Annotated in this window: 24 protein-coding genes; 11 read left to right on the top strand and 13 right to left on the bottom strand. The window is 63.5% G+C overall.

From position 1 onward, the window contains the following. Window positions 1-38 precede the first annotated feature (38 nt). From IAG25_RS04060 to IAG25_RS04050, 3 genes are all read right to left on the bottom strand, one after another. Window positions 39-1,829 (bottom strand): acyl-CoA dehydrogenase, encoded by a 1,791-nt coding sequence (locus tag IAG25_RS04060; protein ID WP_187603628.1) that lies wholly within the window; start codon window positions 1,827-1,829, stop codon window positions 39-41. A 200-nt stretch (window positions 1,830-2,029) separates the two neighbouring features. Beyond that, window positions 2,030-2,395 (bottom strand): NUDIX hydrolase, encoded by a 366-nt coding sequence (locus tag IAG25_RS04055; RefSeq protein WP_187603627.1) that lies wholly within the window; start codon window positions 2,393-2,395, stop codon window positions 2,030-2,032. Window positions 2,396-2,635: 240 nt separating this feature from the next. Then, window positions 2,636-3,466: a CHAD domain-containing protein gene (locus IAG25_RS04050; protein ID WP_187603626.1), complete on the bottom strand. Its 831-nt coding sequence runs from the start codon at window positions 3,464-3,466 to the stop codon at window positions 2,636-2,638. A gap of 198 nt (window positions 3,467-3,664) precedes the next feature. Between IAG25_RS04050 and IAG25_RS04045 the strand changes: the two genes are divergently transcribed. From IAG25_RS04045 to IAG25_RS04035, 3 genes are read left to right on the top strand one after another with little or no spacing between them, the layout of a single operon-like run. Beyond that, window positions 3,665-4,027, top strand: a complete 363-nt coding sequence (locus tag IAG25_RS04045) for a HigA family addiction module antitoxin (RefSeq protein ID WP_187603625.1) — start codon at window positions 3,665-3,667, stop codon at window positions 4,025-4,027. After that, entirely contained in the window at window positions 4,017-5,516 is a 1,500-nt protein-coding gene (locus tag IAG25_RS04040; protein ID WP_255503498.1) for an ATPase domain-containing protein, read from the top strand. Before IAG25_RS04045 ends, IAG25_RS04040 begins: the two co-directional genes overlap by 11 nt. Window positions 5,517-5,522: 6 nt before the next feature. After that, window positions 5,523-7,580, top strand: coding sequence for an ATP-binding protein (locus IAG25_RS04035; protein WP_187603624.1), 2,058 nt, complete (start codon window positions 5,523-5,525; stop codon window positions 7,578-7,580). 41 nt (window positions 7,581-7,621) lie between these two features. Here the strand turns inward: IAG25_RS04035 and IAG25_RS04030 are convergent, their stop codons facing one another. Further along, window positions 7,622-8,146, bottom strand: coding sequence for a phasin family protein (locus IAG25_RS04030; protein WP_187603623.1), 525 nt, complete (start codon window positions 8,144-8,146; stop codon window positions 7,622-7,624). Window positions 8,147-8,518: 372 nt separating this feature from the next. On the opposite strand from IAG25_RS04030, the gene IAG25_RS04025 reads away from it, so the two are divergent. After that, a complete protein-coding gene (locus IAG25_RS04025; RefSeq protein WP_187603622.1) occupies window positions 8,519-9,022 on the top strand; it encodes a GNAT family N-acetyltransferase in 504 nt (167 codons plus the stop codon). Between the two features lie 17 nt (window positions 9,023-9,039). Here the strand turns inward: IAG25_RS04025 and IAG25_RS04020 are convergent, their stop codons facing one another. The 3 genes from IAG25_RS04020 to IAG25_RS04010 all read right to left on the bottom strand — a co-directional run bounded on the left by IAG25_RS04020 (window position 9,040) and on the right by IAG25_RS04010 (window position 11,909). After that, window positions 9,040-9,750 (bottom strand): hypothetical protein, encoded by a 711-nt coding sequence (locus tag IAG25_RS04020; RefSeq protein WP_187603621.1) that lies wholly within the window; start codon window positions 9,748-9,750, stop codon window positions 9,040-9,042. 72 nt (window positions 9,751-9,822) lie between these two features. Further along, on the bottom strand, window positions 9,823-11,319 hold the full coding sequence (locus IAG25_RS04015) for a GMC family oxidoreductase (RefSeq protein ID WP_187603620.1): 1,497 nt from the start codon (window positions 11,317-11,319) through the stop codon (window positions 9,823-9,825). Beyond that, entirely contained in the window at window positions 11,316-11,909 is a 594-nt protein-coding gene (locus tag IAG25_RS04010; RefSeq protein WP_187603619.1) for an isochorismatase family protein, read from the bottom strand. The genes IAG25_RS04015 and IAG25_RS04010 overlap by 4 nt, the downstream gene beginning before the upstream one ends. 238 nt (window positions 11,910-12,147) lie before the next feature. On the opposite strand from IAG25_RS04010, the gene IAG25_RS04005 reads away from it, so the two are divergent. Continuing rightward, window positions 12,148-13,056, top strand: a complete 909-nt coding sequence (locus IAG25_RS04005) for a LysR substrate-binding domain-containing protein (RefSeq protein WP_187603618.1) — start codon at window positions 12,148-12,150, stop codon at window positions 13,054-13,056. Between the two features lie 43 nt (window positions 13,057-13,099). On the opposite strand, the gene IAG25_RS04000 is transcribed toward IAG25_RS04005, so the two are convergent. Continuing rightward, on the bottom strand, window positions 13,100-14,200 hold the full coding sequence (locus IAG25_RS04000; RefSeq protein WP_187603617.1) for an NAD(P)-dependent alcohol dehydrogenase: 1,101 nt from the start codon (window positions 14,198-14,200) through the stop codon (window positions 13,100-13,102). A 284-nt stretch (window positions 14,201-14,484) separates the two neighbouring features. Here IAG25_RS04000 and IAG25_RS03995 point away from each other — a divergent pair, with 284 nt between their 5' ends. The 5 genes from IAG25_RS03995 (at window position 14,485) to IAG25_RS03975 (ending at window position 19,800) form a co-directional block, all read left to right on the top strand. Then, window positions 14,485-15,957 (top strand): mechanosensitive ion channel family protein, encoded by a 1,473-nt coding sequence (locus IAG25_RS03995; protein ID WP_187603736.1) that lies wholly within the window; start codon window positions 14,485-14,487, stop codon window positions 15,955-15,957. Window positions 15,958-16,046: 89 nt separating this feature from the next. Further along, window positions 16,047-16,556, top strand: a complete 510-nt coding sequence (locus tag IAG25_RS03990) for an NUDIX domain-containing protein (RefSeq protein ID WP_187603616.1) — start codon at window positions 16,047-16,049, stop codon at window positions 16,554-16,556. Window positions 16,557-16,621: 65 nt separating this feature from the next. Beyond that, complete coding sequence (locus IAG25_RS03985; protein ID WP_187603615.1) at window positions 16,622-18,043, top strand: MFS transporter; 1,422 nt, start codon at window positions 16,622-16,624, stop codon at window positions 18,041-18,043. A 105-nt stretch (window positions 18,044-18,148) separates the two neighbouring features. Then, the gene (locus tag IAG25_RS03980; protein ID WP_187603614.1) at window positions 18,149-18,520 is read left to right on the top strand and encodes a YciI family protein; all 372 of its coding nucleotides are present in this window, start codon (window positions 18,149-18,151) and stop codon (window positions 18,518-18,520) included. After that, on the top strand, window positions 18,517-19,800 hold the full coding sequence (locus tag IAG25_RS03975; protein WP_187603613.1) for an RNA polymerase sigma factor: 1,284 nt from the start codon (window positions 18,517-18,519) through the stop codon (window positions 19,798-19,800). Before IAG25_RS03980 ends, IAG25_RS03975 begins: the two co-directional genes overlap by 4 nt. Window positions 19,801-19,819: 19 nt before the next feature. On the opposite strand, the gene IAG25_RS03970 is transcribed toward IAG25_RS03975, so the two are convergent. Further along, window positions 19,820-19,993, bottom strand: coding sequence for a hypothetical protein (locus IAG25_RS03970; RefSeq protein WP_187603612.1), 174 nt, complete (start codon window positions 19,991-19,993; stop codon window positions 19,820-19,822). Between IAG25_RS03970 and IAG25_RS03965 the strand changes: the two genes are divergently transcribed. Beyond that, window positions 19,993-21,123 (top strand): FAD-dependent monooxygenase, encoded by a 1,131-nt coding sequence (locus IAG25_RS03965; RefSeq protein ID WP_187603611.1) that lies wholly within the window; start codon window positions 19,993-19,995, stop codon window positions 21,121-21,123. The genes IAG25_RS03970 and IAG25_RS03965 overlap by 1 nt on opposite strands. Window positions 21,124-21,127: 4 nt before the next feature. Here IAG25_RS03965 and IAG25_RS03960 read toward each other — a convergent pair whose 3' ends face one another. The 4 genes from IAG25_RS03960 to IAG25_RS03945 all read right to left on the bottom strand — a co-directional run bounded on the left by IAG25_RS03960 (window position 21,128) and on the right by IAG25_RS03945 (window position 23,790). Beyond that, on the bottom strand, window positions 21,128-21,868 hold the full coding sequence (locus IAG25_RS03960; protein WP_187603610.1) for a hypothetical protein: 741 nt from the start codon (window positions 21,866-21,868) through the stop codon (window positions 21,128-21,130). 8 nt (window positions 21,869-21,876) lie between these two features. Beyond that, window positions 21,877-22,080, bottom strand: a complete 204-nt coding sequence (locus IAG25_RS03955; protein WP_187603742.1) for a hypothetical protein — start codon at window positions 22,078-22,080, stop codon at window positions 21,877-21,879. A 123-nt stretch (window positions 22,081-22,203) separates the two neighbouring features. After that, window positions 22,204-22,941 (bottom strand): SDR family oxidoreductase, encoded by a 738-nt coding sequence (locus tag IAG25_RS03950; protein WP_187603609.1) that lies wholly within the window; start codon window positions 22,939-22,941, stop codon window positions 22,204-22,206. Window positions 22,942-22,992: 51 nt separating this feature from the next. Then, window positions 22,993-23,790 (bottom strand): isocitrate lyase/PEP mutase family protein, encoded by a 798-nt coding sequence (locus IAG25_RS03945; protein WP_187603608.1) that lies wholly within the window; start codon window positions 23,788-23,790, stop codon window positions 22,993-22,995. Window positions 23,791-23,820: the final 30 nt, after the last annotated feature.

Here is a 23,820-nt window from a genome sequence, read left to right as displayed (position 1 = left end):
CGGGCGGCCAGGCGCGTCGCCCGATCTCCGCCGCTCGCTCAGAACTGGTCTTCGGCGAGCGCGAACATGCCCTGATCGCCCTTGGCGCTCACGATCGACGCTTCCAGCGCGACGACCTGCGGCAGCACATGGTCCGCGAAGAAATGCGCCGTCGCGATCTTTGCGCCGTAAAACGCGGGATCGTCGGCGCGCCGGGCATTCGCCACGATCAGCGCGCGCGCCATCTGCCAGCCCGACAGCACGATGCCCGCGAGCTTCAGATAAGCCACGCCGCCCGCGAACACCGCATTGGGATCGTCTTTCGCTTTGCGCAGCACGAAGTCGACGGTGCTCGCAAGCGCGGCGCGTCCGGCCGTGAGCCGCCGATGCATCGCGTCGAACGCAGCGCCGTCGTGCTGTTCGAGCGCGGCGAGCGTCTCGTCGATCTGCGCGAGGATCGCGCGGGCCGCCGCGCCGCCGTCGCGGACCGTCTTGCGGCCGATCAGGTCGTTGGCCTGAATCGCGGTGGTGCCTTCGTAGATCGTCAGGATGCGCGCGTCGCGAAGATGCTGCGCCGCGCCGGTCTCCTCGATGAAACCCATGCCGCCATGCACCTGCACGCCGAGGCTCGTGACGTCGATCGACATCTCCGTGCTCCAGCCCTTCACGATCGGCACGAGGTATTCGTAGATCGCGGAATGAAACGCGCGCGTGTCGGCGTCGGGGGCGTGATGCGCGAAGTCCGAGTGCGCAGCCGCGACATAGGCCAGCGCGCGGGCGCCTTCGGTCAGCGCGCGCATCGTCGAGAGCATGCGGCGCACGTCGGGGTGCCGGATGATGGCGACGGACTGCTTCGCGGAACCATCGACGGGACGGCTTTGCACGCGATCCTTCGCATACGCGGCGGCCTGCTGGTAGGCGCGATCGGACACCGCGATGCCCTGCACGCCCACTGCGAAGCGCGCCGCGTTCATCATGATGAACATGTATTCGACGCCGCGATTTTCCTCGCCGATCAGATAGCCGGTCGCGCCGCCATGATCGCCGTATTGCAGCACGGCCGTCGGGCTCGCCTTGATACCCAGCTTGTGTTCGATCGACACGCAATGCACGTCGTTGCGCTCGCCTAGCGAGCCGTCTTCGTCGACGAGAAACTTCGGCACGAGAAAGAGCGAGATGCCCTTGACGCCTTCAGGCGCGCCCGGCGTGCGTGCAAGCACGAGGTGGACGATGTTCTCCGCCATGTCGTGCTCGCCATACGTGATGAAGATCTTGGTGCCGAAGACCTTGTACGTGCCGTCGCCTTGCGGCTCGGCGCGTGTGCGCACCAGCGCGAGGTCGGAGCCCGCCTGCGGCTCCGTGAGGTTCATCGTGCCGGTCCATTCGCCCGAGATGAGCTTCGGCAGGTAACGCTGCTTAAGTTCGTCGGAGCCTGCGGTGAGCAGCGCTTCGATCGCGCCGTCGGTCAGGAGCGGGCAGAGCGCAAACGACATGTTCGCGGCGTTCAGCATTTCGATGCACGGCGTCGCGATGAGCTTCGGCAGCCCCTGTCCGCCGAAGTCCGCCGGATGCACGACGCCCTGCCAGCCGCCTTCCCCGTACTGCCGAAATGCTTCCTTGAAGCCGGGCGTCGTCGTGACCTTGCCGTCATGCCACTCGCTCGGATGTTTGTCGCCTTCGGCGTTGAGCGGCGCAAGCACCTCGCCGTTGAACTTCGCGGCTTCGTCGAGCACGGCCTGCGCGATTTCGAGCGTGGCGTCTTCGAAGCCCGGCAGCGCGGAAACGCTCGCCACGTCGGCGAGCTCCTCGATCACGAACAACATGTCCTTCAATGGGGCGGTATAGCTCAATGTGTTTCTCCGGTGGCATCGATTCGACGGCTGCGGCAAGGCCTCGTCGTCAGAATGAGCCGAGGCGGATGCGCGGAAACGACTCGAGATCGGCGTGAGCGCCGCGAGCGATCGCTGGTCGATGCCTGATGTGTTGGGAAGTGCGCTGGGCTGATCTTAGAACGGGGATGTTCCGGCGCGCACCTCTCGCGGAGGGAGGGTTACTTCTTTCTCTTTTGACTGGCCAGCTTCACAATATCGCCCGTTGGCGCGCTGGTCATGAGCCGTCGAAGTTCTTCGAGCTCCACCCAGCGGCATTTGGAGATTTCATTGTTCGGACGCGGCTTCGCCCGGCTCGGGATATCGCAATAGAAGACGTGATGATGTTTCTGCTTGCTCTTGAAGTCGAAAAGGTATTTCGCCGATTTGCCGGAGAGCTGCGTTTCTTCCTTGAGTTCCCGAAGCGCCGCGTCGGGCAGATGCTCGCCACGTTTGAGCATGCCACCCGGCAGAGCCCATTTGGACTCTCTCGCGACGAGCAAAATTCGTTTGCCTTTTCGACAGATGACGGTGGCGCGTTTCTTCAAGACTTGAACTCCGCGTTTTATTCTGGTGTCGATTGCTGGAAGTCTCCGGCTGCGCGCACCCCGGCGTCGATCGAGATAACCGACGCCTGAACCTTGACACGCGCAGCGTGCGCCAATGCTATTACAAAAGCAGGCAAATTCGCCAACGATAAATTAACCAGCGACGAATTTGAATTTGACTGTGTGACATAAAAGCGTCATCGAAACCCTTTCGTCGATCTTGTCGGGGCGATACTCGTCCTACAGCAGCCTTGACGCCGCCTTCAGACGGCGCTTCTGTTCCTTCTTGAGCAACCGGAGCGCTGCGTCGGCGCTTGTCCCTTCAGGCAATGATCCTCGATGCGCCGTCAGTAGCGCGCGGCTGGCGACGACGTCGTTCAAGCCACCGAAGCGCTTTTGTATCCGTTTCAACTCCTTCAGTCCCTTGCGCTGATTTTTCTGCAAGAGCGGTTCGAAGAATTCGATGAGGTAACGGACCTTTTTCCCGGCCTTGCGGACGTCGTGATACGAGTCGTAGTCCGAGCGGCCCGCTTTCGACGCGTGTCGCATACGTTTCTTGAGCTGCTTCTGCGCCGTGGATACGCGCTTACGCGCGAATTTGGTCAAGGGCGTACGCGCCGGGGAGGTGTTCAACTCACGGTTCGCTTCGCTGATTGCTGCGCGCAGCAGTTTCGTCAGATCCGAGTTCAGGAGCGTCTCGCGACTTTGGTCCGCGGTTTGCGCTCTGTTTTGCCTGAACGCGCCCAGCAGTTCTTCGTCACTCTTTTTTCCGACGAGACTGATCAGGATGTCCCAGTCGCGCGTGTTCCCCGCTGCGCTCGCGAGAAATTTCAAAACGGCGCGCTGCTCGTTGTCGAACTGCTCGTCGAGGATGGGGCGGTAAGCCCACAGCAGCGTGCGCAGCCGGCGCAACGCGACGCGCAACTTGTGCAGTTTCTCGGCGTCGGCGATGTCTTTGAGGGCTGACGCTTCCTCGATGGCCTCGTGCACCAGCGGCTCGGCGTACGTTGCGAAGTTCGCTTCGGCTACTGATTCGCGCTCCACGGCGCGGTGGGTATCGTCCGTCGTCATGGCAGTGTCTCCGCATTTTCAGTGATCCTGTCCCTGAGGCAAAATGCGTGCCCTCGACACCGGGCAGTTCTTTGGGGAGCGGCTGCATCGAATCACGGAAGGTCCAGGCCGGAACCGCACGGAAAAGCACGCTCGCGCTATCGGCCCCGAGCCTCGTGATATGCTCCGCAGGGTGTCACGCAGGAGGTTACACCCGACATGACCGTTGCGGCCATTTCCCATATTGCTGATCAACCCCGTGAGGTTCGCCACCCGGGCGTTCTTCTCAAGGACTTCGTGCTGCCGCGCCTCGGTCTCTCCGTGAGCCAGGCGGCGCGGGATCTGGGCGTGTCTCGTCAGACGCTGCACCGAATCTTCGACGCCAGCGCGAGTCTCACCCCCGAGATGGCGGTGCGGCTGGAAGCGCTCTGCGGAATCTCGGCCCTGTTCTGGCTTCAACTGCAATGCACCCATGATCTGCGCGACGCTCGCGCATCGTTGGCGGATGCACTGCCGCAAATTCCAAGATATCGGCTTTCTCGCACGGCGATGAAGCAGCTCGGAGCAACCGATGGACGCTAATATCGCAATGCCACAATATGCCCGAACGGGCGTCTCAGGACTCGACGACATTCTTGTCGGCGGTCTGAGCAAAGGGAACGTGTTCTTGTTGGAGGGCAGTCCCGGCACCGGCAAGACAACCATCGCACTCAGCTTTCTGATGGCCGGCGCGGAAGCGGGCGAGCCATGCCTATACATCACGCTCTCGGAAACGGCATCGGAGTTGCGCAATGGCGCTTTGTCGCACGGCTGGAGCCTCGGCGACGAGATCAGCATCTTCGAAGTGAGTCCCTCTGAAAACCTGCTCGATCCGGATCAGCAGCAAACGCTGCTCTATTCCTCGGATCTCGAACTGGGTGAGACGACGCGGCTGATACTCGGGGAATTCGAGCGCGTCAGGCCGAAGCGCGTCGTGATCGACAGCCTCTCCGAAATCCGCTTGCTTGCGCAAAGCTCCTTGCGCTACCGCCGGCAGATTCTCGCGTTCAAACATTACTTCGCGGGGCGCGACGCTACCGTGCTGCTGCTCGACGATCTGACTTCCGAAGCAGCGGACAAGACGGTTCATAGCGTGGCGCATGGCGTCATCAAGCTGGAGGAACTGTCGCCGCAGTACGGCGCGGAGCGGCGTCGTCTGAGGGTGCTCAAATATCGCGGTCAGCAGTTTCGCGGCGGTTACCACGACTTCGCAATCAGGAAGGGCGGCGTGTCGGTGTTTCCGCGGCTCGTCGCCGGCGAACATCGCACGAGCTTCGCGCGTACCCAGATGACGAGCGATGTGACCGAACTGGATGCATTGCTCGGCGGCGGTGTCGAGCAAGGATCGAGCACCCTGATTCTCGGACCGGCAGGCACCGGCAAGAGCCTCTTCGCGCTTCAGTTCATCGCCGCAGCCGTGAGGCGAGGCGAGAAGGCCGCGCTCTTCGTGTTCGACGAAGAACTCGGACTGCTGTTCGACCGGGTTCGGGTCATGGGCATCGACCTCGAAGCGATGAGAGACGCCGGCAGTCTCCATATCGAACAGGTCGATGCCGCGGAGCTGTCGCCGGGCGAGTTCGCGCATCGCGTGCGCGCGAGCGTCGATACCGCGCGGGCGAAGACGGTCGTCGTCGATAGCCTCAACGGCTATCAGGCCGCGATGCCCGAAGAGAACGCGCTCGTGCTCCATGTGCACGAACTGCTGCAGTATCTGAACCGGCAGGGCGCGAACACGTTTCTGACGGTCGCGCAGCACGGCCTCGTTGGGGACATGAAAGCGCCGGTCGACGTGACCTATCTCGCCGATACGGTCATCCTGCTGCGCTACTTCGAGGCGCTCGGTCGGGTACGGCGCGCCGTTTCGGTCATCAAGAAGCGCACGGGCGCGCACGAAGAATCGATACGCGAGTTTCGCATCGGCAAGAAAGGGCTGGTCCTGGGAGCGCCTCTGGAGGACTTTCAGGGGGTGCTACGCGGTGTGCCCACGTTCGTCGGGAACTCGGCGCCATTGCTTACTCCGAAGGAAGGCTAAGGCCGCATGTTCGAATTCGATCGATGTCCGGTGCTCCTGCTCACGCCTTCGGGGCGCGACTTCGCCGTCGCGCAGACACTCCTGGCGGCGGCCGGAATCGACTCGGCGGCGTGCGCGGACGTGCCGCAACTGGGTTCGAAGCTGGCGGACGATGTCTGTTGCGCGATCGTCGCGGACGAAGCCCTGAATGGCGTCGATCTTGTCGCGCTCTCCAGATGGGTATCGTCCCAGCCGCCCTGGTCGGACTTTCCGTTCGTCGTCCTGACGCGGCGCAGCGGCGGCGCCGACCGCAGGCCGATGGCCGAACGGCTCACGCAAGCGCTCGGCAATGTCACGTTCATCGAACGGCCTTTTCATCCGACGACCTTCGTGAGCGTGGTCGAGACAGCGGTGCGCGGGCGGCATCGCCAGTTCGACGCACGGGCGCGGATTCGCGAACTGCACGAAGGCGAAGCACGCTTGCGTACCGCGCTGACCGCCGGGCAACTCGGTTCCTGGACCCTGGACCTCGCTACGCCGACACTCACGGCATCCGCGACCTGCAAGGCGATCTTCGGGCGCGGAGAGAACGACAGTTTCACGTACGACGAACTGCGCGCGAGCGTTCATCCGGAAGATCGGGAGCGCATGCAGGCGGCGGTCATGCGCAGCATCGAAACGGGCTGCGACTATGCCATCGAATATCGCAATGTCTGGCCGAACGGCACCGTGCACTGGGTAGACATCCGGGCGCGTGTCGTGCGCGACGACCTCGGCCGGATCACGCAGCTCGTCGGTGTGTCGTCGGATATCACGCCGCGAAAGTCCGCCGAGGATCAGTTGCGGCGCTTGAACGAGTCACTCGAAGGAAAGGTGCTGGAGCGCACGGCGCAACTGGAACACGCGCATCAGGCCGTCCTCGATGAAATCCGGCAACGCGAGCACACGGAAGATCTGCTTCGGCAAATTCAGAAGCTCGAAATGATCGGCCAGTTGACGGGCGGCATCGCTCACGACTTCAACAATCTCCTGATGGCGATCATGGCGAACCTGGAGCTCGTGCGAAAGGAGGTGCCGCCAGGCGAGAAGGCGGGACGTCTGGTGGAAGGTGCGCTCAAGGGCGCGCAACGCGGCGCGGCGCTCACCCAGCGATTGCTCGCGTTCGCACGACAGCAGGTTCTCAAAGTCGAACCCGTCAGGATGCCGGCGCTGGTGCACGGCATGTCGGATCTGCTTGAACGCTCGATCAGTTCGATGATCGAATTGACGATCAATACCGCGGACGAAATTCCGTTCACGCTGGTCGATGTCAATCAGGTCGAACTTGCAATTCTGAACCTCGTCGTCAACGCGCGCGACGCGATGCCCGACGGCGGCGTGATTGTCATCAGCGTGGCGCTCGCCCATTCATCGGGCGATGGTGAACTGACCGAGGGCGATTATGTCCGGGTCACGGTGAGCGACACGGGTACGGGCATGGACGCCGCGACGCTCGCGAAAGCCACGGAACCGTTCTTCACGACCAAGGAAGTGGGCAAGGGCACGGGGCTGGGCCTCTCGATGATCCACGGTCTCGCGCGTCAGTTGCAAGGGGCGCTGCGTCTCGAAAGCATGGTGGGACAAGGCACGTGTGCATCGCTTTGGCTTCCGGTTTCCGAGAGCGGCGTGGTCGAAGCGGAGATGCCGATCAGACCAGCGGACAACATTTCCACCGAAACGCCGCCGGTACGCGCGACCATTCTGGTTGTCGATGACGACCCGCTCATCGCATCCAGCACTTCGTATCTTTTGCAGGATCTCGGACAAGAGGTCATCGAAGCGAACTCCGGCGAAGCCGCGCTCGAGATTTTGCGAAGCGGCCGCGAAGTCGATGTCCTGCTCACTGATTTTTCGATGCCGAGAATGACCGGCGTCGAACTGGCGACCGCGGCGCGCACGCTCAGGCCCATGCTGCCCGTCATTCTGGCGACGGGGTATGCCGAACTGCCGGAAGGCGCGGAAGCGAATCTGCCGAGACTGCGCAAGCCGTATCAGCAGAGTCAGCTCTTGATGGAGATCGCCAAGGCGGTCGCGCCCAGGCATTGACGGCCCGAGGCCGCGCGTGCGGCCCCAGGCGTCAATTCGTATCAGACCGAACGTTTGGCGGACGCGCGCGTGGTCTTCGCGATTTCGCCGCTCGCATCCAGAACGGTTGCGCTCGTGTCGCGCGCGGCGTCGCTAGCGGTGTCGGCCAGATTCGTGATGAGTTCGCCCGACGATTGCGCGACCGTTCTGACGTCGTCGGTTGCGGCGTTCGCCATGTCGCCGAGCTTGATGCCGTTGCGCTCGTATTGATTGCGCACCTCGCCGATCATGTCGTCTTGCGTCGACGTGATGATCGACAGCGCATGCTGGCTGTATGAAGCGGCCTTCTGGGGAAGCTGCGCGAACATGACCGACTGCCAGCCGAGCACGTCGCCGGCGCCTGCTTCATCGCCCGCGCGCAAGAGCGCGTTGCTTTCCTCGACTACTTTCCGAACCGTCTGCACATTCAATTCCGTGAGCGCCTGCAGACCGCTCGCGAAGCGCCCGGTGACGTTGAGAAGCACTTGCAGGTTCGCACGCGCGATCGACGGAATCTGATAAGCGAATTGACCGGGATACTGGAACATTGACCACTCCTTTAAAGAGTCGAATGAATTTCGGTAAAAACGATGCGCAGACGGAAGCCGCCTGCCGATCGCTCTTTAGTCTTCGTGTGGAGTCCGATTACCTCATCGCGATATGACAGCCGCGTGCACGCGCGACGAAAAACACGCACGCGACGTCGGACCATGACGTATCTCACGTCTGAGACGAGGCGAGTGCGCGGCGGTTCCCATGTCGCGATGAAAATCTCGAGCACGCTCGGTCTAAATCCGTCGTGCCCACTCGGCGGGTATCGATAGCGGTACGATGGGTCCACATCCCCGCCGGGCGGAATGCGCTTTGCTATGCAAGTCGAGGAAGAATCATCTTCCTGTTCCTTAAAAACAGAGGCACGCATGGACGACTTCGAGACCATCTATATCGGCAGCGAAGACCCGGATGCGCTCGACGCTCGCATGCTATGCGACGAACGGCAGATTTACCTTGCGGCCATGACGGGCCAGAACGCGCAGCACGGCATCGCTTCAGGCGATCTGCGCGGCATGCGCGCCCGCTTCGTGGTGGCGAGAAACGCGATGGGCGAAGCAATGGGATGCGGCGCCATACGACGCCATAGCTACCACGTCGCCGAGGTGCGGCTTTTCTATGTTCGTCCGCGGTATCGCGGCCTCGAAGCGAGCTTGCTGTGCTATCTCGAAGAGCAGGCGCGCTTGCTTGGCTATCACATGCTGCGGCTTTCCGCGATGCCGGCTGAACGGAGTGCGTCGCGGGCCTGCGAAGCGAGCGGGTATCGTCGCGTACCGGCCGATCCGGACAGTCTTCAACCGGGCGAAACCGTTTGCTTCGAGAAACCGCTCGGTGTCGCGGATACGTGGACTGTGACGCCCGCAACGAAGTGACGGGTTTATCGTCGATGTCAGCCGGCGTCGACCGCGTACCAGCGGCCCGTTTCCGGCGACACGGCGGCTGGTGCGCCGTTTAACCAGACTTGCTCTTCATCCGGTTGCGGTTCGGTCGAACAGGCGACGTCGAAGGCCATCTCAAGCGCCCGCGCAACGCTGGGGTCTTCGATGGGGAGTTCCCAGGTCAGAAATATTTGAACAAAATCCCGCTCCGGCGCAAAGTCGGACGCACTGAAACTGTCGCTGTGGCGCTGAATGACACCATGAGGCTGGGCCGTATCGAATATGACAGCGGTTCCGCGGACGAGTGGAATGCGGCGGCCAGTAGAAGGAAAATGCACGTCCAGACCTTTGTCCTCGCTCAGGAAGAGATTGCAAAAGGCCGCACCGCCGTATTGCGCACCGTCATGGTGATATCTCGCCCCGCGACAGGCCATCAGCGCCACGTCACTCGAGGCAAGCACGCCCGGCATTCCAAGCGCGGTTGTCCAGTCGGACACTGCCTTCACGCACTGCCTGTAGTCCGGCCAGCGCGCGCGAGCGCGCGCCAGCGGCATTTCCTCGACATCCCCGGTTTCCAGAACGAGTCGCGACGATGTCTCCCTTTGCCAATCCGCAAGCAGGCTTGCAGAGGGCACGGGCACGTCGAGCACGTCTGATAAAACGATGTCGCTTACGCGCCGGCTGCGGATGGCGTCGCCGCTCCAGAAGAAAGAAGTCAGCATGTCTCGCGTCGATGCCGTCGAAGAGGAATTCATCCGCGAATTGTACCGATCCGGCGCTGTCCTCATCGTTCCTCACGCGGCGGCGAACGCGCGTACCGCGATGTGCTCGGCGATCATCATCGTCGTCAGATTGGTCGGCGCGCTTGGGATGCCGGGCATGATGGACGCATCGACGACCATCAGGCCTTCGATGCCGTGAACGCGGCCGTTGCTATCGACCACGCCATCGTCGCCCATCGGCGCGGTGGATGTCGGATGCGCGTACGCGTCGAGATTGCCGAGGATCACGGATTCGAGATCCGCGTCGGACACGGAAGCGCCGGGCGTCATCTCTTGCGCGACCATCGCCGAAAACGCCTTCGAGCGGCCGATACTGCGCGCGATCTTCACGCACTCGATCATGCGGCGGCGGTCGCGTCCGGTCGTCAGAAAGTTATAGACGATCTTCGGCGCGCTGCGCGGATCGCGATCCTTCAGGCGCACATAGCCGACGGATTCGGGCTGCGTCACCGATGCCGCGAGCACGAGCGCGCCGCCCGTGGGCGATTGCGCCGGATCGAACAGATGCGTCGCGGAGACATGCAGATCGAGATCGCCGGGCGTCGCCTCGGACGAAGCCGCCCACAGAATCGCGCCCGCCGCGGGAAACATGCCGTTCGCGCCGGGCTTCAGCGCATAGATGTTGTAGTAGAACGGATGCTCCTGAAGGCGCTCGCCAACGGGCAAATCCGCGACGAGCGGAATGCCGAGCGCGTTCAGATGCGCCGCCGGTCCGATGCCCGAACGCATCAGGATGGCGGGGCTGCCGAACGCCCCCGCGCAGAGGACCACGGTGCGCGCGTGATAGCGCTTGCCGTTCACGTCGATGAGACCGGTCGCGCGCCCGCCCTCCATCGATACGCGATCGATCTCGACGCCGCCCTCGATCGTGAGATTGGGGCGCGCGCGCACGCCGTCATCCAGGAACGCGATGCCCGTATTGATGCGACGGCCGGAAATCACGTTCAGCGGATACGGCGACACGCCCGCCTGTTCCTCGCCGTTGAAATCCTCGACATACGCGAAGCCGCATTCGAGCGCGCCATCGACGAAACCGTTGACGGCCGGCGTCAGCTCGTGACGGCGCCGCTGGCGCACGGGCAGCGGGCCGTGACGTCCCCGATAACGATCGTCGCCGTCGGGCGTGTTCTCGATCGCCTTGAAGCAGTCGAGCACGTCGTCGAAGCGCCAGCCTTCGAGACCGCGCGCCGTCCACTTGGCGAAGTCCTCGGGGCGCGCGCGCATCGCGACGGCCGCGTTGATGGACGAGCAGCCGCCGAGCGCCTTCGCGCGCCACGCGGGAATGTTCTGGCCGCCTTCGAACGTGTCGGCGCGATAGCCCCAGTCGTGCGGCGCATCGCCGGCGGCATGATCGGCGTTCCATAGCACGGCGGGAAACGCGTTGGGCCGATACGCATTGCCCGCTTCGAGCAGCAGCACGCGGCGCGACGGTTCGCTGCTGAGCCGGTTCGCGAGCACCGCGCCCGCCGAACCGCCGCCGACGATGACGATGTCGTATTCGCCGCTCATCGCGCGAACCCCTCGGCGACCTGGCCCATCAGCGTGGCGAACGGCATGTCGAGCGCGGCGTAGACTTCCAGCGCTTTCGGATCGGCGTTGTCGGCCATGATTTCGACCATCAGCGTCGCATAGTCCGAGACTTCGATGCCGAGCGCCGTCAGACGCGCGAGTCCCGCTTCGTGCTTGTACGCGCTGAAGGTGCCGCAGGCATCGAGCGCGACGACCGGTTGATAGCCTTCCTCGCGCGCCGAGATCGCCGGCAGCGACGCGCAGACTTCGAAGCTCAGCCCCGCGATGATCAGATGGTCGCGTTGCGCCGCCTTCACCTTGTCGACGAAACGCGGCTCGTCCCATGCGTTGACGGTCGAGCGGTCGAGAATCTGCGCATCGCCGAGGGCGGCGCGCAGTTCGGGGATCGTCGGCCCCCACATGCTGTCGCGCGCCGTCGTCACCGCGATGACGGGCAGGCCAAGCGCCTTCGCGGCCTTCGCCAGGCCGACCACGTTGTGCTTCAGTTCACCGACCCCGATATCGCGCACGCCGGTGAAGAGTCCGACCTGGTGATCGATCAGGAGCACGGCGGTGTTGTCGCGGGTCATGCGGGTTCTCGTCTGGGTCTTCATCATCGTCTCCGTGGTTGGGTCAGAACGGAGCTTAGACGTCTGGCTGGCCGAGACAAGACGTCGCGCGTGGACGCTGCGTGCAACGCATTGGACGACGGATAGCCGACCAATGTCCAAGACTTGAACGCAGCGTCCGAGGCACTGGATGACGCCCCGTGTAACATGCCTGACGCTTGCCACGCCAATCACCTCACACGTATTCGGGAACGCGCACATGCTGGATCTCAACGACATGTACTACTTCGTGCAGGTGGTCGATCACAAAAGCATCACGGCCGCGGCGCGCTCGCTTGCGCTGCCGAAATCGACGATCAGCTATCGCGTGAATCAGCTCGAAGCGCAACTCGGCGTGCGGCTCATCAATCGCACTTCACGCCAGTTCGCGGTGACGGAGATCGGCGCGGAGTTCTATGCTCACGCGCGCTCGATGCTTCAGGAAGCGCTCGCGGCGGAGTCGGTCGTGCGTCAGCGCATGTTGTCGCCGAGCGGACTGGTGCGGATATCGACGGCCGTCGCGACCGCGCAGTTCGCATTGCGCCACGTGTTGCCGCGCTTCTGCGATCGCTTTCCGAAGGTGCGTCTGATGCAGCGTCTGTCCGATGTCGAAGTCGATGTCGTCGCGGAAGGCTTCGACATCGCGATTCGCGCGCACAGCCAGCCCTTGCAGGATTCGACGCTGATTCAGCGTCCGCTCGCGCCGACGCCGTGGATGCTCTTCAGCAGCCCGGACTTCTTCGACGGTGCGACCTTGCCCGAAGAACCCGCGGACATCGCGGAGCGACGCTCGCTCTTCATGATGCGCGACGGCGTGCCCCACGAATGGACCATGCGCCGCGGCGAGACGATGCGCACCGTGCGCGTGTCGCCCGTATTGATGACGAGCTGCATGCTCACGCTCAAGGACGCAGCCGTGGCGGGACTGGGCATCGTCGCGTTGCCCGGCTATGTGTGCAGGGAGGAGCTCGCCCAGGGACGCCTCATGCGTGTGCTGCCCGAATGGACCTGCGGCGATGCGCAACTCACCGCGCTCGTGCCGTATGGGCAGAATCAGTTGCCTTCAGTGCGCGCGTTGCTGGATTTTCTCGTGCAGGAGATTCCGCCGTTGCTGTCGATGGAGGGATAACGCGCGCACGCCGGCAGGCGTGCGTTGCATAGCGAGCCGTCGCTCAGAACGGCTTGATCGCCACCTTGAGCACACCGTCCCGCTGATGCGCAAACAGGTCGTACGCGGCGACGATATCGTCCAGCTTGTAATGATGCGTCACCAGCGCGCCAAGCTCGACGCGCCCGGACTGGATCACGTTCATCAGACGCCTCATTCGTTCCTTGCCGCCGGGGCACAGCGCCGTGTTGATCTTGTGGTCCCCGAGTCCGGCCGCGAAAGCGCCGAGCGGAATCGTCAGATCGGACGAGTACACGCCGAGACTCGACAGCGTGCCGCCTGGCTTGAGAATGCGCAGCGCCGATTCGAACGTGCCCTGCGTGCCAAGCGCCTCGATCGACGAATCCACGCCGCGTCCGCCGGTGAGTTTGAGGATCTCGTCCACGACATCGCAATTCTTGAAGTTGAGCGTGACATCCGCGCCCATTTTGCGCGCCATGTCGAGGCGATGATCGTTGCCGTCCACCGCGATGATCGTCGTGGCGCCGAGCAGGCGGGCCCCCGCCGTCGCGCACAGTCCGATCGGACCTTGCGCGAACACGGCCACCGTGTCGCCTATCCGGATGTTGGCGTTCTCCGCGCCCTTGAAGCCCGTGGACATGATGTCGGGGCACATGAGCACCTGCTCGTCGGTCAGGCCGTCGGGGATCGGCGCGAGGTTCGCCTGCGCGTCGGGCACGAGCACGTATTCGGCCTGCGTGCCGTCGATCATGTTGCCGAAACGCCAGCCGGCCGTTGCCTTGTAGCCGTGACAGCCGCACTGGCCGCGAGCGATCAGGTAGCTGCCGTCCTGCGAGGCGACGCCGTCCTGCGCGGCGTAGGAGTTGAAGTTGGGGCAGATCGCGCCGGCGATGACGCGCTGGCCTTCCTCGTAGCCCACGACCGCGCTGCCGAGCTTTTCGATCACGCCGACGGGCTCGTGGCCGACGGTCAAGCCTCTGGCGACCGGGTATTCCCCTTTCAGGATGTGCACGTCGGTGCCGCAGATCGTGGTGGTGGTGATGCGCACGAGCGCGTCGTTGGCGCCCACGTCGGGGATGGGCTTTTCGGCGAGTTCGATACGGCCCGGCTCGATGAAGACAGCGGCTTTCATCACGGCGGTCATGAATTCCTCCTTCCGTTCAGGTAGTTTCGGCACATCGTTAGTGATCCGTACTGCGTTCGAAAGATACGGGCTGCGCGACGTCGCTACCGGAACATCCTACGCTTCAACGCATCGCCGCTCCTTGATCTAACGCATGCTCCACGCTGCGCGAGCCGTCATCGAATCGTCATGGTGCGTCGCACAATTGCGACAACGTGCGACGGCACTCGCCGCTCTGCCGCAACTACACAAGTCCGCCCGCGGATGTGTATTCTTTCGAGGTCATGGATTTGGGGGTGGTGCCTGTGAAATACCCGCTGATTCTGGGCTTCGCTATCGTCGCGGTGGACCTCGTCGTCTGGCGCGGCCGCCTGCCTGCGCATGATCTCGCGCGGCTGTTCATCAGGCTCGCGCTTTTCTTCGCGCTGAGCTGGATTCTTTTCACCTCGGGCCTGAGTCCTTTCACTCAGGCTCCAGACTACGGCGCGGTCGAGCTTCACTGGCTGGGACAGATTCTGGAAATCATCTGGTGGCTGATGGGCGCGCGTCTGCTCTCTCTTTCACTCGATACGCTGCTGCTGCCCAGGGCATGGCGCAAGCAGCGCCTGTTCTCGGACGTGTTCGGCGCAGTGGTCTTCCTCGCCGCGGCCGTCGCCGCCCTCGGCTTCGTGCTGGAACTGCCGGTGCGCGGACTCGTCGCGACCTCGGGGGCGCTCGCCATCGTGCTGGGCCTCGCGATTCAGAGCACGCTGAGCGATGTCTTCGCGGGCATCGTCATCAACACGACGGAGCCGTACGCGGTAGGCGACTGGGTGGTGATCGACGATGTCGAGGGCAAGGTCGTCGAGATGAACTGGCGCGCGACGCATCTGCTGACCGGTCAGGGAAACACGCTCATCGTGCCCAACGCGGTCGCGGCAAAGGCGAAAATCACCAATAACAGCAAACCGGGAGACGTCCACGGGCTATCGCTCATCCTCGAGATCGAACCCGAGGCGCGCCCGAAGACCGTCCTCGATGCCCTGGAACGCGCACTCACCGGCTGCAACGTCATCCTCGCGTCGCCGGCTCCGTTCGCCCGGATGAAGCGCACCACCACGAACTCCGTGCAGTACGAGGTGGTGGCCTTCGTCGACGACATGAACAAGAAGCTTGCGGTATCCAACGAACTCTTCGACCTCTGCTATCGGCACCTTGCGGCCGCGTGCGTCGTGTTGCGCGTTCTCGGCGTGCCGGCGGCGACCACCGCTTCTTACGACGAAAGAGAGGCGCTGCTGAAGCGCGTGAGTCTGTTCGACAGCTTGTCCGGCGACGATGTTTCGCGGTTGGCCAAACGCCTCTCCCGCCACGAATATCAGGCGAATCATCAGGTCCTGGCGCCCGATACGGTGCCCGACAGCCTCTCGATCGTGCACTCGGGCGTACTGTCGGTCTCCATCATGGACGGGACGAGCAGTCGCGAAATTTCTCGCATCGGGCCGGGAGAGGCGTTCGGCGAAGCAGGCCTGCTCGCCGGGCTTGCGATGCAGGTCGCCATCACGACGCTTACGCCGTCGGTTCTTTTCCAGCTAGGCAAGGACGACATGACGTCCTTTCTCAAGGACCACGGCGAGGTTGCGAAGCAGATGTGCGAGCTGCTGGCGTATCGGCAGGACAAGCTCGGCAAGCTCACGACGCCGATGCCCGCCGAGCAGGAGAAAGGCCACTCGTTATTCCAGTGGCTCGTCGGAAAGGTCTGGAACCTGCATTCGCTGCACGACGACTCGAAGAGCAACTGAGGCATGAAGTCCTGTCTGAACTTTGCATCGGTATGATTCGTGATCTGGATATCCACACGGAAACACGATGAAAGTGAAGGAGAGCGCTCATGCCTAGCGCCGAGCAAGCACGACCGGCCACGCTAGTCGATTCTGTCTGGCGCGTGATGCTGCGGGTCGCATTCCCCCTCGCGCGCGCGTGGTGGAGCCTTCGACGGCCTCATCACGAAGGCGCGCTCGTCGCAATCTACGTCGGGCGGGCGCTCCTGCTCGTGAAGCCGTCGTATCGCCCGGAGTGGAATTTGCCGGGCGGCAGTGTCGATCCCGGTGAGACGCCCTATGCGGCGGCGCTGCGCGAAATCGACGAGGAGATCGGGCTCGCGTCCCATGCTCTGGTCCCTGCGGGCAGCGCCACCGGTATCTGGGACGGGCGAAGAGATACCGTGCATTTCTTCGAACTGAGACTCGACGCCTTGCCCGAGTTGCGGCTCGATAACCGCGAGATCGTCGCCGCGCATCTGGCATCGCCGGAGGAATTGCGCGGCATCGCGCTGACAGGGGCCGCTGCCGCGTATTGTTTCGCCGAAGCCGACGGCTCCCGCAAAGTCACGACGCCTTAGCGCGAAGACAGTCGGACCGGGCGCTTCTGTCATCATGTAGGGGCTTCAGCGAACCCAAGGGTGTCATGTCACATCTCGAACAAGAGAAAGCGAACGCCAGTGCGAACCATCTTGCGCGCGGGGGCGAAACCGGCGCGGACGGGCCGCACGGAAGCGAGGCGGGCGAGGAGTACGACGCATCGGCGGTCGGTCGCACCGGGCCGCTGAACGAAGCGGCGCTCCTCGGGCGCAAAACACCGCCGTGGCCGGATTCGGCGGCGGCCAACCCCGGCCATCACGCGCGCGTCGGCGCGCAAGGCACGGTGCGCGCGCTGGCCGGTTTGTTGTTCGGCCTCGCGCTGCTCGTCGCGGGCAATGGCCTGTTCCAGACGCTGATTCCCTTGCGCATTCTCCAGTCGGGCTATTCGACGTTCGTCACCGGTCTGATCCAGTCGAGCTATTACGCGGGCTTCATTCTGGGCGCAATGGTCAATCGGCGTCTTATCGACCGCATTGGTCAGCATCGGACATTCGTTGCGTTCTCGGCGGCAGCGTCCATTCTCGCGCTCGCTTTCGGCGCGGCGCAGTCGCCCTGGATGCTGGGCGGCGTGCGCCTGCTTACGGGCGTCGCGTTCATGGGGCTTTATACCTCCGTCGAAAGCTGGCTCAACGGCACGGTTGAGAACGAGAAGCGCGGTCAGGTATTCGGTTTGTACGCGGGCATCAACTACCTCGCGGTAGGCAGCGGCCAGTTTCTGCTGAATGTCGGAGCGGGGACGGGCGCGCAGCAGTTCTCGATCAGCGCGGCGCTTTTTGCCGCGGCGGTACTGCCGGTCACGCTGATGGAAGGCTGGCCCGCAAAGGTCGACGACGCGAATCTCGACCGTGTGCCTGCCCGAACCTGGGGCGAAAGCCTTCGCGAAATGATGGCGCTCGCACCGCTCGGCGTTCCGGGCTGCATTCTCGCCGGGTTCATCTACAGCAACTTCTATGCGCTGATGCCCGTCTATCTTCAGCGCTCCGGCTTCACGACGGAAGAGCTCGCGACATTCATGGGCGTCGCGCTGATCGGCGCACTGCTGCCTCAGTATCCGATGGGGCGGCTCTCGGACCGCATCGACCGGCGGCGTCTCGTGCTATGGACTGCGTCGGTCTCGGCGATACTCAGCGTCGTCCTGTTCTGCTTCGATTTTCGCATCGTCACATGGTGCGCGACACTGGCTTATGTCGCTGTGACGTTCACGCAGTACGGGCTTATCGTGTCGCACGTGCAGGACCGCACGGAGTCGCACTTGCGTGTCGGCGTGTCCGCGATGTTGCTGGTGCTTTTTTCACTCGGAGGCATGACGGGGCCCACGCTGGCTTCCGCGCTGATGACGCTCATCGGGCCGAGAGGGCTGTTCCTGTTCAACGCGCTGTCGTGCATATTGCTCGCGCTCAGCGCGCGGCACGCGCTCCGGGTGTTCGCGCGGACGTCGACGGCCGGTACGGAAGCGGGCGAGAAATAGTTCCTCTTTTTTGCGGCCGCGTGTCCATCGATACGCGGTTCGCGCGTCATCGTGATGGCAGCGCAGATTCGATGCGCCCGCCTCAACCCCGTGACGGAGGCTCAAATGCAATACCTGTTGATGATCTACTCGCAAGAAGACCGCTGGAATCAGATGACCGACGATGAGCGGCAGCAGGGCGTCGCCGCGTATCAGGCGTACACCGAATCGTTGAAGAAGGCGGAAGTGCTGGCGGGCGCCAACCGTTTGCAGCACACGAGCACGGCCACGACGGTACGGCTCATCGACGGCAAGCCGCAGGTGCTCGACGGACCGTATTCAGATTCCAAGGAGCAGCTCGCCGGCTACTACCTGATCGACGTGCCCAATCTCGATGCGGCGATTGCGTGGGCGTCGCGCTGTCCCGGCGCGGCGCACGGCCTGATGGAAGTGCGCCCGGTGTGGACGGCCCCTTACGATGCGCCATCCGCGGCATGAGCCAGCCGTTGGGCGGCGCTGACGCTGACGCTGACGCTGGCGCCTCCACGCGCGCGATTGCCGAGGCCGTCGCGCGCCGCAGTTACGGCAAGCTCGTCGCGCTGCTGGCGATGCGCACACGCGATGTCGCCGCAGCCGAGGACGCGCTCGCCGATGCGTTCGCGGCCGCGCTCGCCGACTGGCCCGAGCGCGGTTGCCCCGCGAATCCCGAAGCATGGCTGATGACGGTCGCGCGCCGGCGGGCGATCGACGGGGCGCGTCATCGCCGTGTCGGCGACGAAGTGACGAACCAGCTCACCATCCTCGCCGACGAGATCGACGAGCGTGAAAGAGGCGCGCTCCCCGACCGGCGGCTTGCGCTGCTGTTCGCGTGCACGCATCCGGCGCTCGAAGCCGCGATTCGCACGCCGCTGATGTTGCAGGTGGTGCTGGGGCTCGAAGCGAAGACGATCGCCTCGGCGTTCCTGATGTCGCCCGCCGCGATGAGCAAGCGCCTCGTGCGCGCGAAGCACAAGATCCGCGAGGCGGGCATTCCGTTCAGCGTGCCCGAGCGCGAGGAGTTGCCCGATCGGCTCGCCGCGGTGCTGGAGGCCGTCTACGCGGCGTATGCGGAAGGCTGGACCGACCCGGCCGGCTGCGACAGCGGGCGGCGCGATCTCACCGGCGAGGCGCTTTTTCTTGCGCATCTGCTCGTCGAACTGTTGCCCGATGAACCGGAGACGCTCGGTCTGCTTGCGCTGATGCTGTATGCGCAGTCGCGTTGCGACGCGCGACGCGATGCGGCCGGCGACTATGTGCCGCTATCGGCGCAGGACCCGTCGACATGGAACGCGCCGATGATCGATGCCGCCGACGCGCTGCTGCGGCGCGCGAACACATTCGACGCAATCGGACGTTTTCAGCTCGAAGCCGCGCTGCAATCGGCGCACGTGCATCGCTGCCGGACGCATCGCCCGAACTGGGACGAGATCGTGCAACTCTACGATGCGCTGTTCGCGATCGCGGCGTCGCCGGTGGTCGCGGTGAACCGCGCGCTCGCGGTGGCGGAACGCGACGGTCCGCAGGCGGCGCTCGATGCGCTCGCGCCCTATGCGGACGATCCGCGACTCGCCGACTATCAGCCGTACTGGGCCGCACGCGCCGATCTGCTCGCGCGTGCCGGCGCGTCGGCCGAAGCGCTCGCCGCGTACGATCTCGCGATCGGACTCGAGCGCGATCCGGCCGTGCGCCGGTTCCTGCAACGTAGACGCGGCGAAGTGTCGTCGGATCGAACGGCATGATCAGGCAATGAGGAAATGATCATTGCAGCCGCCAATCTTCCACCCGCTCGAACGTCAGGATACCTACGCCTTCGCGGCCGTCCGTCCATGTTGACAGCACCCGGAAAAAGCACTCATAGTCCCTGCGGTGGAAACGAAGTGTGACGAGATCGCCGACCGCATTGATCGGATAGCAACCCATCGAGGCATTCAATGAACGAAAAGGTCCTGATTTCGGGCGCCGGCGTGGCCGGTCTTGCGCTTGCTCACTGGCTCGATGCCGCCGGATTCGACGTCACGCTCGTCGAACGCTCGTCCGCGTTCCGGCGCGGTGGTCAGGCGGTCGACATCCGCGGCGTCGCGCTTGACGTGACCCGCGCGATGCATCTGCTCGATCGTGCCCAGGCGTTGCGAACGCGTCTGAAGGGCATGTCGATGCTCGACGCCGATGGCAACGAAATCGACCGCACCGAAGAACGCACCTACAGCGCGGGACGGCTCGACAGCGACGACATCGAAATTTTTCGGGACGATTTGTGCGAGCTGATCATGGGCTCGCTGAACGAACGCGTCGAGTTCCGGTACGGCGACAGCGTACGGACCATCGACGAAACGAGCGGCGGCGTCGATGTGTCGTTTGCCGATGGCGAGCGGCGCCGCTTCGATCTGCTGGTCGGCGCCGACGGCATCTACTCGAACATACGCAAGCTGCATTTCGATTGCGAAGAAGCGGTCGTGTTTCCGCTCGGCGTGATTCTCGCGCTTTTCTCGACCCCGAATCTCATCGATCTGCGCGACTGGCAGATCGGGCATCGCGTGGATGAATTCGGCTACGTGATCTACCCGAGCCTCGATCAGACGCAACTGCGCATCGGCGTTGGATTCGGCGCGCCGGAAGCGCCGGTCGCGCGCAACGACGTAAGCGCGCAAAAGCAGCTCGTCGCCGATCGATGCGCACATCTCGGCGGCGATTTCCCGCGCTTCATCGAAGCGATGCGGGGCACCGACGATTTCTATTTCAACGATCTCGCGCAAATCCACATGCCGTCGTGGTCGAAGGGGCGCGTCGTGCTGATCGGCGATGCGGCGCATTGCGCATCGCCGTTTTCGGGGCAGGGCACGAGCCTCGCGCTCGTCGGCGCATTCGTGCTCGCGCATGAATTGAAGCGCAATCGCGCGGATTCTGCTCGGGCGTTCGCCGCGTACGAAGAACGCATGCGGCCCTACGTGAAGCTGAATCAGGCGCTCGTCGATCTCGACAGACAAGGACCGGTGCCGGATGAACAGTTGAACGAAGCCAAAAACGGCATCGATCTGAGCGATCTGTTCGCGATGCCGCGTTGACGCTTCAATGCTGCTTCTGTAATCCCCGACGCTCGATTCGGTTGCGCAACTGACCCGCGACGAACGCGCTGGTGGTCAACGTCAGGTACAGGACGACGAGATCGTGACGCCACGCGTCCAGCGCAAGTTGATGGACGAGCAACGTCGGGTCGGGGGCCGGGCGAAGCGCGTTCTTCGTTTCCGCGATGAGCGTCATCCGGATAAAGCCTCCCGCCGATAGCAACGGCAACAGCGCCGCGAACGCAAACAGCGCGAGCTTCATGCGTGATGCCAGAGGATGATGGCGCAACCGGAACCATAATCCGAGGCATCCGTGCAACCAGCCGGGGGCGAGCAGCGCGAGTTGCAGACCTTGCGTGCCGCTCGTGAGCAGCATGACGACCACCCGCTCGTAGTTCGGCTCGAAGCCATAGAGCGCCGACGCGAGCCGCGTGGTAACCGCATGACGGATAAGCAACAGCGGCAAGCTGAGGCCCGCCAGAAGTCGGATCCATTCCGCAGCGGGCAGCGTCCAGTTGCGGCGGCCGTATATCGTGTGCAATGCCAACGCGAAATGCGCGAAGGCGGCACCGTACAGTGCGATCGTTCCGGGTGCGCTGCGCCAGAGCCGCAGCGCGACTTCGAGCCCCCGTCCGGCGAGCTCCATTGACCAGAGCCCGAGCGCGTGATTGACGAGGTGCATCGAGAGATAAGTCAGCAGCACCATGCCCGTTCCGAACTGCAGGCGACGCAGAACAGCTTGCATCTGAAGCATCAACGCGCGCGTCTGAATGACGTATCGGCGGAGCTTCGATGCGCAGCGCCGCAATACTGATGCGCCGCGCACTGTTGCAGCGTTTCGGCGAATCGCTCCAGCGCCGATACCGACCCGCATACGCTCCGATATTCCTCGTGGCCGATTCTGCCATCGAGAATGATCGTCAGCCCCGATGCGCGCGCCATGTCGATGATGTCCATTTCGATTCCCCTTTCCGTGTGGCTTCATCTACAAGATCGTGCGCATGCGCCGGTTATTCCCCGGCGGGACGGATTCGGATGAAATAGCACGGTGGGGCGTGTTCGAACGCCCGGACATCGAGCCTACGCGTTGGCGCCGCCATCGACGGTCAAAGTTGCGCCGGTGATGTAGCTCGCATTGGCGCTCGCAAGGAAAACCACGGCTTGCGCGATGTCCTCGCCTTTTCCGTACTCACCGGTGGCCGTCAGCGATTTCAACGTCGGCCCGAAAGGACCATCGACGGGATTCATGTCCGTATTGATCGAGCCGGGCTGCACCAGGTTCGCCGTGATCCCTTGCGGGCCGAGTTCTCTCGCGAGGCCCTGCGTGAACGCAACGAGCGCGGACTTGGACGCGGAGTAGACGCCGAGCATCGACGCGGGCACACGATCGGCAAAATAGCTGCCGATCGAGATGATGCGTCCACCGGCCCCGAGATGAGGAATCGCGGCTTTAGCGGCGAGGATCGGTCCGCGCACATTCACGTCGAGCGTTGCGTCGATGTCTTCGATGGAAATGTCTTTGACATCGCCCATCCGAAGTATGCCGGCGTTGTTGATGAGAATATCGAGGCCACCGAGCGCTTCGACCGTCTTCTGCACGGACGCCTCAATCGCGGATGCGTCCGCGCTATCGGCCTGGATCGCGATACCGCGACGGCCCTCCGCTTCGATCGCCTTCACGACATGCGCCGCCTGCTCCGACGACTTTTCATACGTGATCGCGACATCCGCGCCGGCAAGCGCCAGAGCCTTCGCGATCGAAGCGCCGATACCGCGGCTTGCTCCGGTGACCAGAGCGCGTTTTCCTTGAAGCGTCATGACAACCTCCATTACGTGTCGATGGATAGAGAGTTCAAACGGTTTGGTGAGTCAGGCGAAAAGCTGCTGAATTTCGGCGTACGGCAAGGGTTTATCGTCGAGGGCTTCGGAACGGCCGTGCGCCAGAAAGTCGGCTGCCATCGCCTTCGTTCTGCCGAGCACGACTTGCGCGATGCCGCTGCCCGCGCTGAGCCGACGCACGCCGAGTTGTCCGAGCGTGGCCGCATCGGGCAGGCCGGGAAGCGCCATCACGTTCAGAGGCAAGCGGATCGCGCCGACGATCGTCTCGATGTCCGACGGCCGCACGAGCGCCGGAAGGAAGAGACCATCCGCGCCGGCCGATGCATAGAGATTGCCGCGAGCAATCGCCTCTTGCGGCTGTTTCGCTTGCTCGACGAGACTGGCAAGAAAGACGTCGCTGCGCGCGTTGACGAAGAGGTCCACGCCCGCCTTCGCGACGGCACGCTTGATCGCCTCGATCTTCGCGGCCAGAAGCGGCGCAGCGTCCGGGCCGTCTTCGATGTTGATGCCGGCAATGCCGAGATCGGCTAGTTGCATGACATGATCCGCGACGGCTTGGGGCGTGTCCGCGTAGCCGTTTTCGACATCGACCGACAAGGGCACCTTCAGAACGCGGACGATGCGCCGCACCGAGGCGACGACTTCATCGAACGGAAGCATGCGTCCATCGGGATAACCCAGCGCCCACGCAAAGCCCGCGCTCGTCGTGGCGATGGCCGAAGCACCCTGTGCTTCGATGAGGCGGGCGCTGCCGGCATCCCACGCGTTCGGCAGAAGGAGCGGTATCGACTGCTCGTGTAACTGCCGGAATGTGTTTGTGTTGGACATGACTGTTTCCTTGAGTCTCAAATGAATGGG

The sequence above is a fragment of the Caballeronia sp. EK genome (genome assembly GCF_014384845.1).
Lineage (GTDB): Bacteria > Pseudomonadota > Gammaproteobacteria > Burkholderiales > Burkholderiaceae > Caballeronia > Caballeronia jiangsuensis.
The sequence above is the reverse complement of the archived record's forward strand: the minus strand, read 5'-3'. Positions and strand labels throughout refer to the sequence as shown.

What these genes read in the sequence shown, in the direction of transcription:
- IAG25_RS04010 (WP_187603619.1), bottom strand. Translation starts at nt 11,909, where the DNA reads ATGACCCGCGACAACACCGCCGTGCTCCTGATCGATCACCAGGTCGGA.
- IAG25_RS04040 (WP_255503498.1), top strand. Translation starts at nt 4,017, where the DNA reads ATGGACGCTAATATCGCAATGCCACAATATGCCCGAACGGGCGTCTCA.
- IAG25_RS03965 (WP_187603611.1), top strand. Translation starts at nt 19,993, where the DNA reads ATGAACGAAAAGGTCCTGATTTCGGGCGCCGGCGTGGCCGGTCTTGCG.
- IAG25_RS03950 (WP_187603609.1), bottom strand. Translation starts at nt 22,941, where the DNA reads ATGACGCTTCAAGGAAAACGCGCTCTGGTCACCGGAGCAAGCCGCGGT.
- IAG25_RS03975 (WP_187603613.1), top strand. Translation starts at nt 18,517, where the DNA reads ATGAGCCAGCCGTTGGGCGGCGCTGACGCTGACGCTGACGCTGGCGCC.
- IAG25_RS04015 (WP_187603620.1), bottom strand. Translation starts at nt 11,319, where the DNA reads ATGAGCGGCGAATACGACATCGTCATCGTCGGCGGCGGTTCGGCGGGC.
- IAG25_RS04030 (WP_187603623.1), bottom strand. Translation starts at nt 8,146, where the DNA reads ATGTTCCAGTATCCCGGTCAATTCGCTTATCAGATTCCGTCGATCGCG.
- IAG25_RS04035 (WP_187603624.1), top strand. Translation starts at nt 5,523, where the DNA reads ATGTTCGAATTCGATCGATGTCCGGTGCTCCTGCTCACGCCTTCGGGG.
- IAG25_RS03955 (WP_187603742.1), bottom strand. Translation starts at nt 22,080, where the DNA reads ATGGACATCATCGACATGGCGCGCGCATCGGGGCTGACGATCATTCTC.
- IAG25_RS03960 (WP_187603610.1), bottom strand. Translation starts at nt 21,868, where the DNA reads ATGCAAGCTGTTCTGCGTCGCCTGCAGTTCGGAACGGGCATGGTGCTG.
- IAG25_RS03980 (WP_187603614.1), top strand. Translation starts at nt 18,149, where the DNA reads ATGCAATACCTGTTGATGATCTACTCGCAAGAAGACCGCTGGAATCAG.
- IAG25_RS04045 (WP_187603625.1), top strand. Translation starts at nt 3,665, where the DNA reads ATGACCGTTGCGGCCATTTCCCATATTGCTGATCAACCCCGTGAGGTT.
- IAG25_RS04005 (WP_187603618.1), top strand. Translation starts at nt 12,148, where the DNA reads ATGCTGGATCTCAACGACATGTACTACTTCGTGCAGGTGGTCGATCAC.
- IAG25_RS04020 (WP_187603621.1), bottom strand. Translation starts at nt 9,750, where the DNA reads ATGCTGACTTCTTTCTTCTGGAGCGGCGACGCCATCCGCAGCCGGCGC.
- IAG25_RS04050 (WP_187603626.1), bottom strand. Translation starts at nt 3,466, where the DNA reads ATGACGACGGACGATACCCACCGCGCCGTGGAGCGCGAATCAGTAGCC.
- IAG25_RS04025 (WP_187603622.1), top strand. Translation starts at nt 8,519, where the DNA reads ATGGACGACTTCGAGACCATCTATATCGGCAGCGAAGACCCGGATGCG.
- IAG25_RS03990 (WP_187603616.1), top strand. Translation starts at nt 16,047, where the DNA reads ATGCCTAGCGCCGAGCAAGCACGACCGGCCACGCTAGTCGATTCTGTC.
- IAG25_RS03985 (WP_187603615.1), top strand. Translation starts at nt 16,622, where the DNA reads ATGTCACATCTCGAACAAGAGAAAGCGAACGCCAGTGCGAACCATCTT.
- IAG25_RS04000 (WP_187603617.1), bottom strand. Translation starts at nt 14,200, where the DNA reads ATGACCGCCGTGATGAAAGCCGCTGTCTTCATCGAGCCGGGCCGTATC.
- IAG25_RS03945 (WP_187603608.1), bottom strand. Translation starts at nt 23,790, where the DNA reads ATGTCCAACACAAACACATTCCGGCAGTTACACGAGCAGTCGATACCG.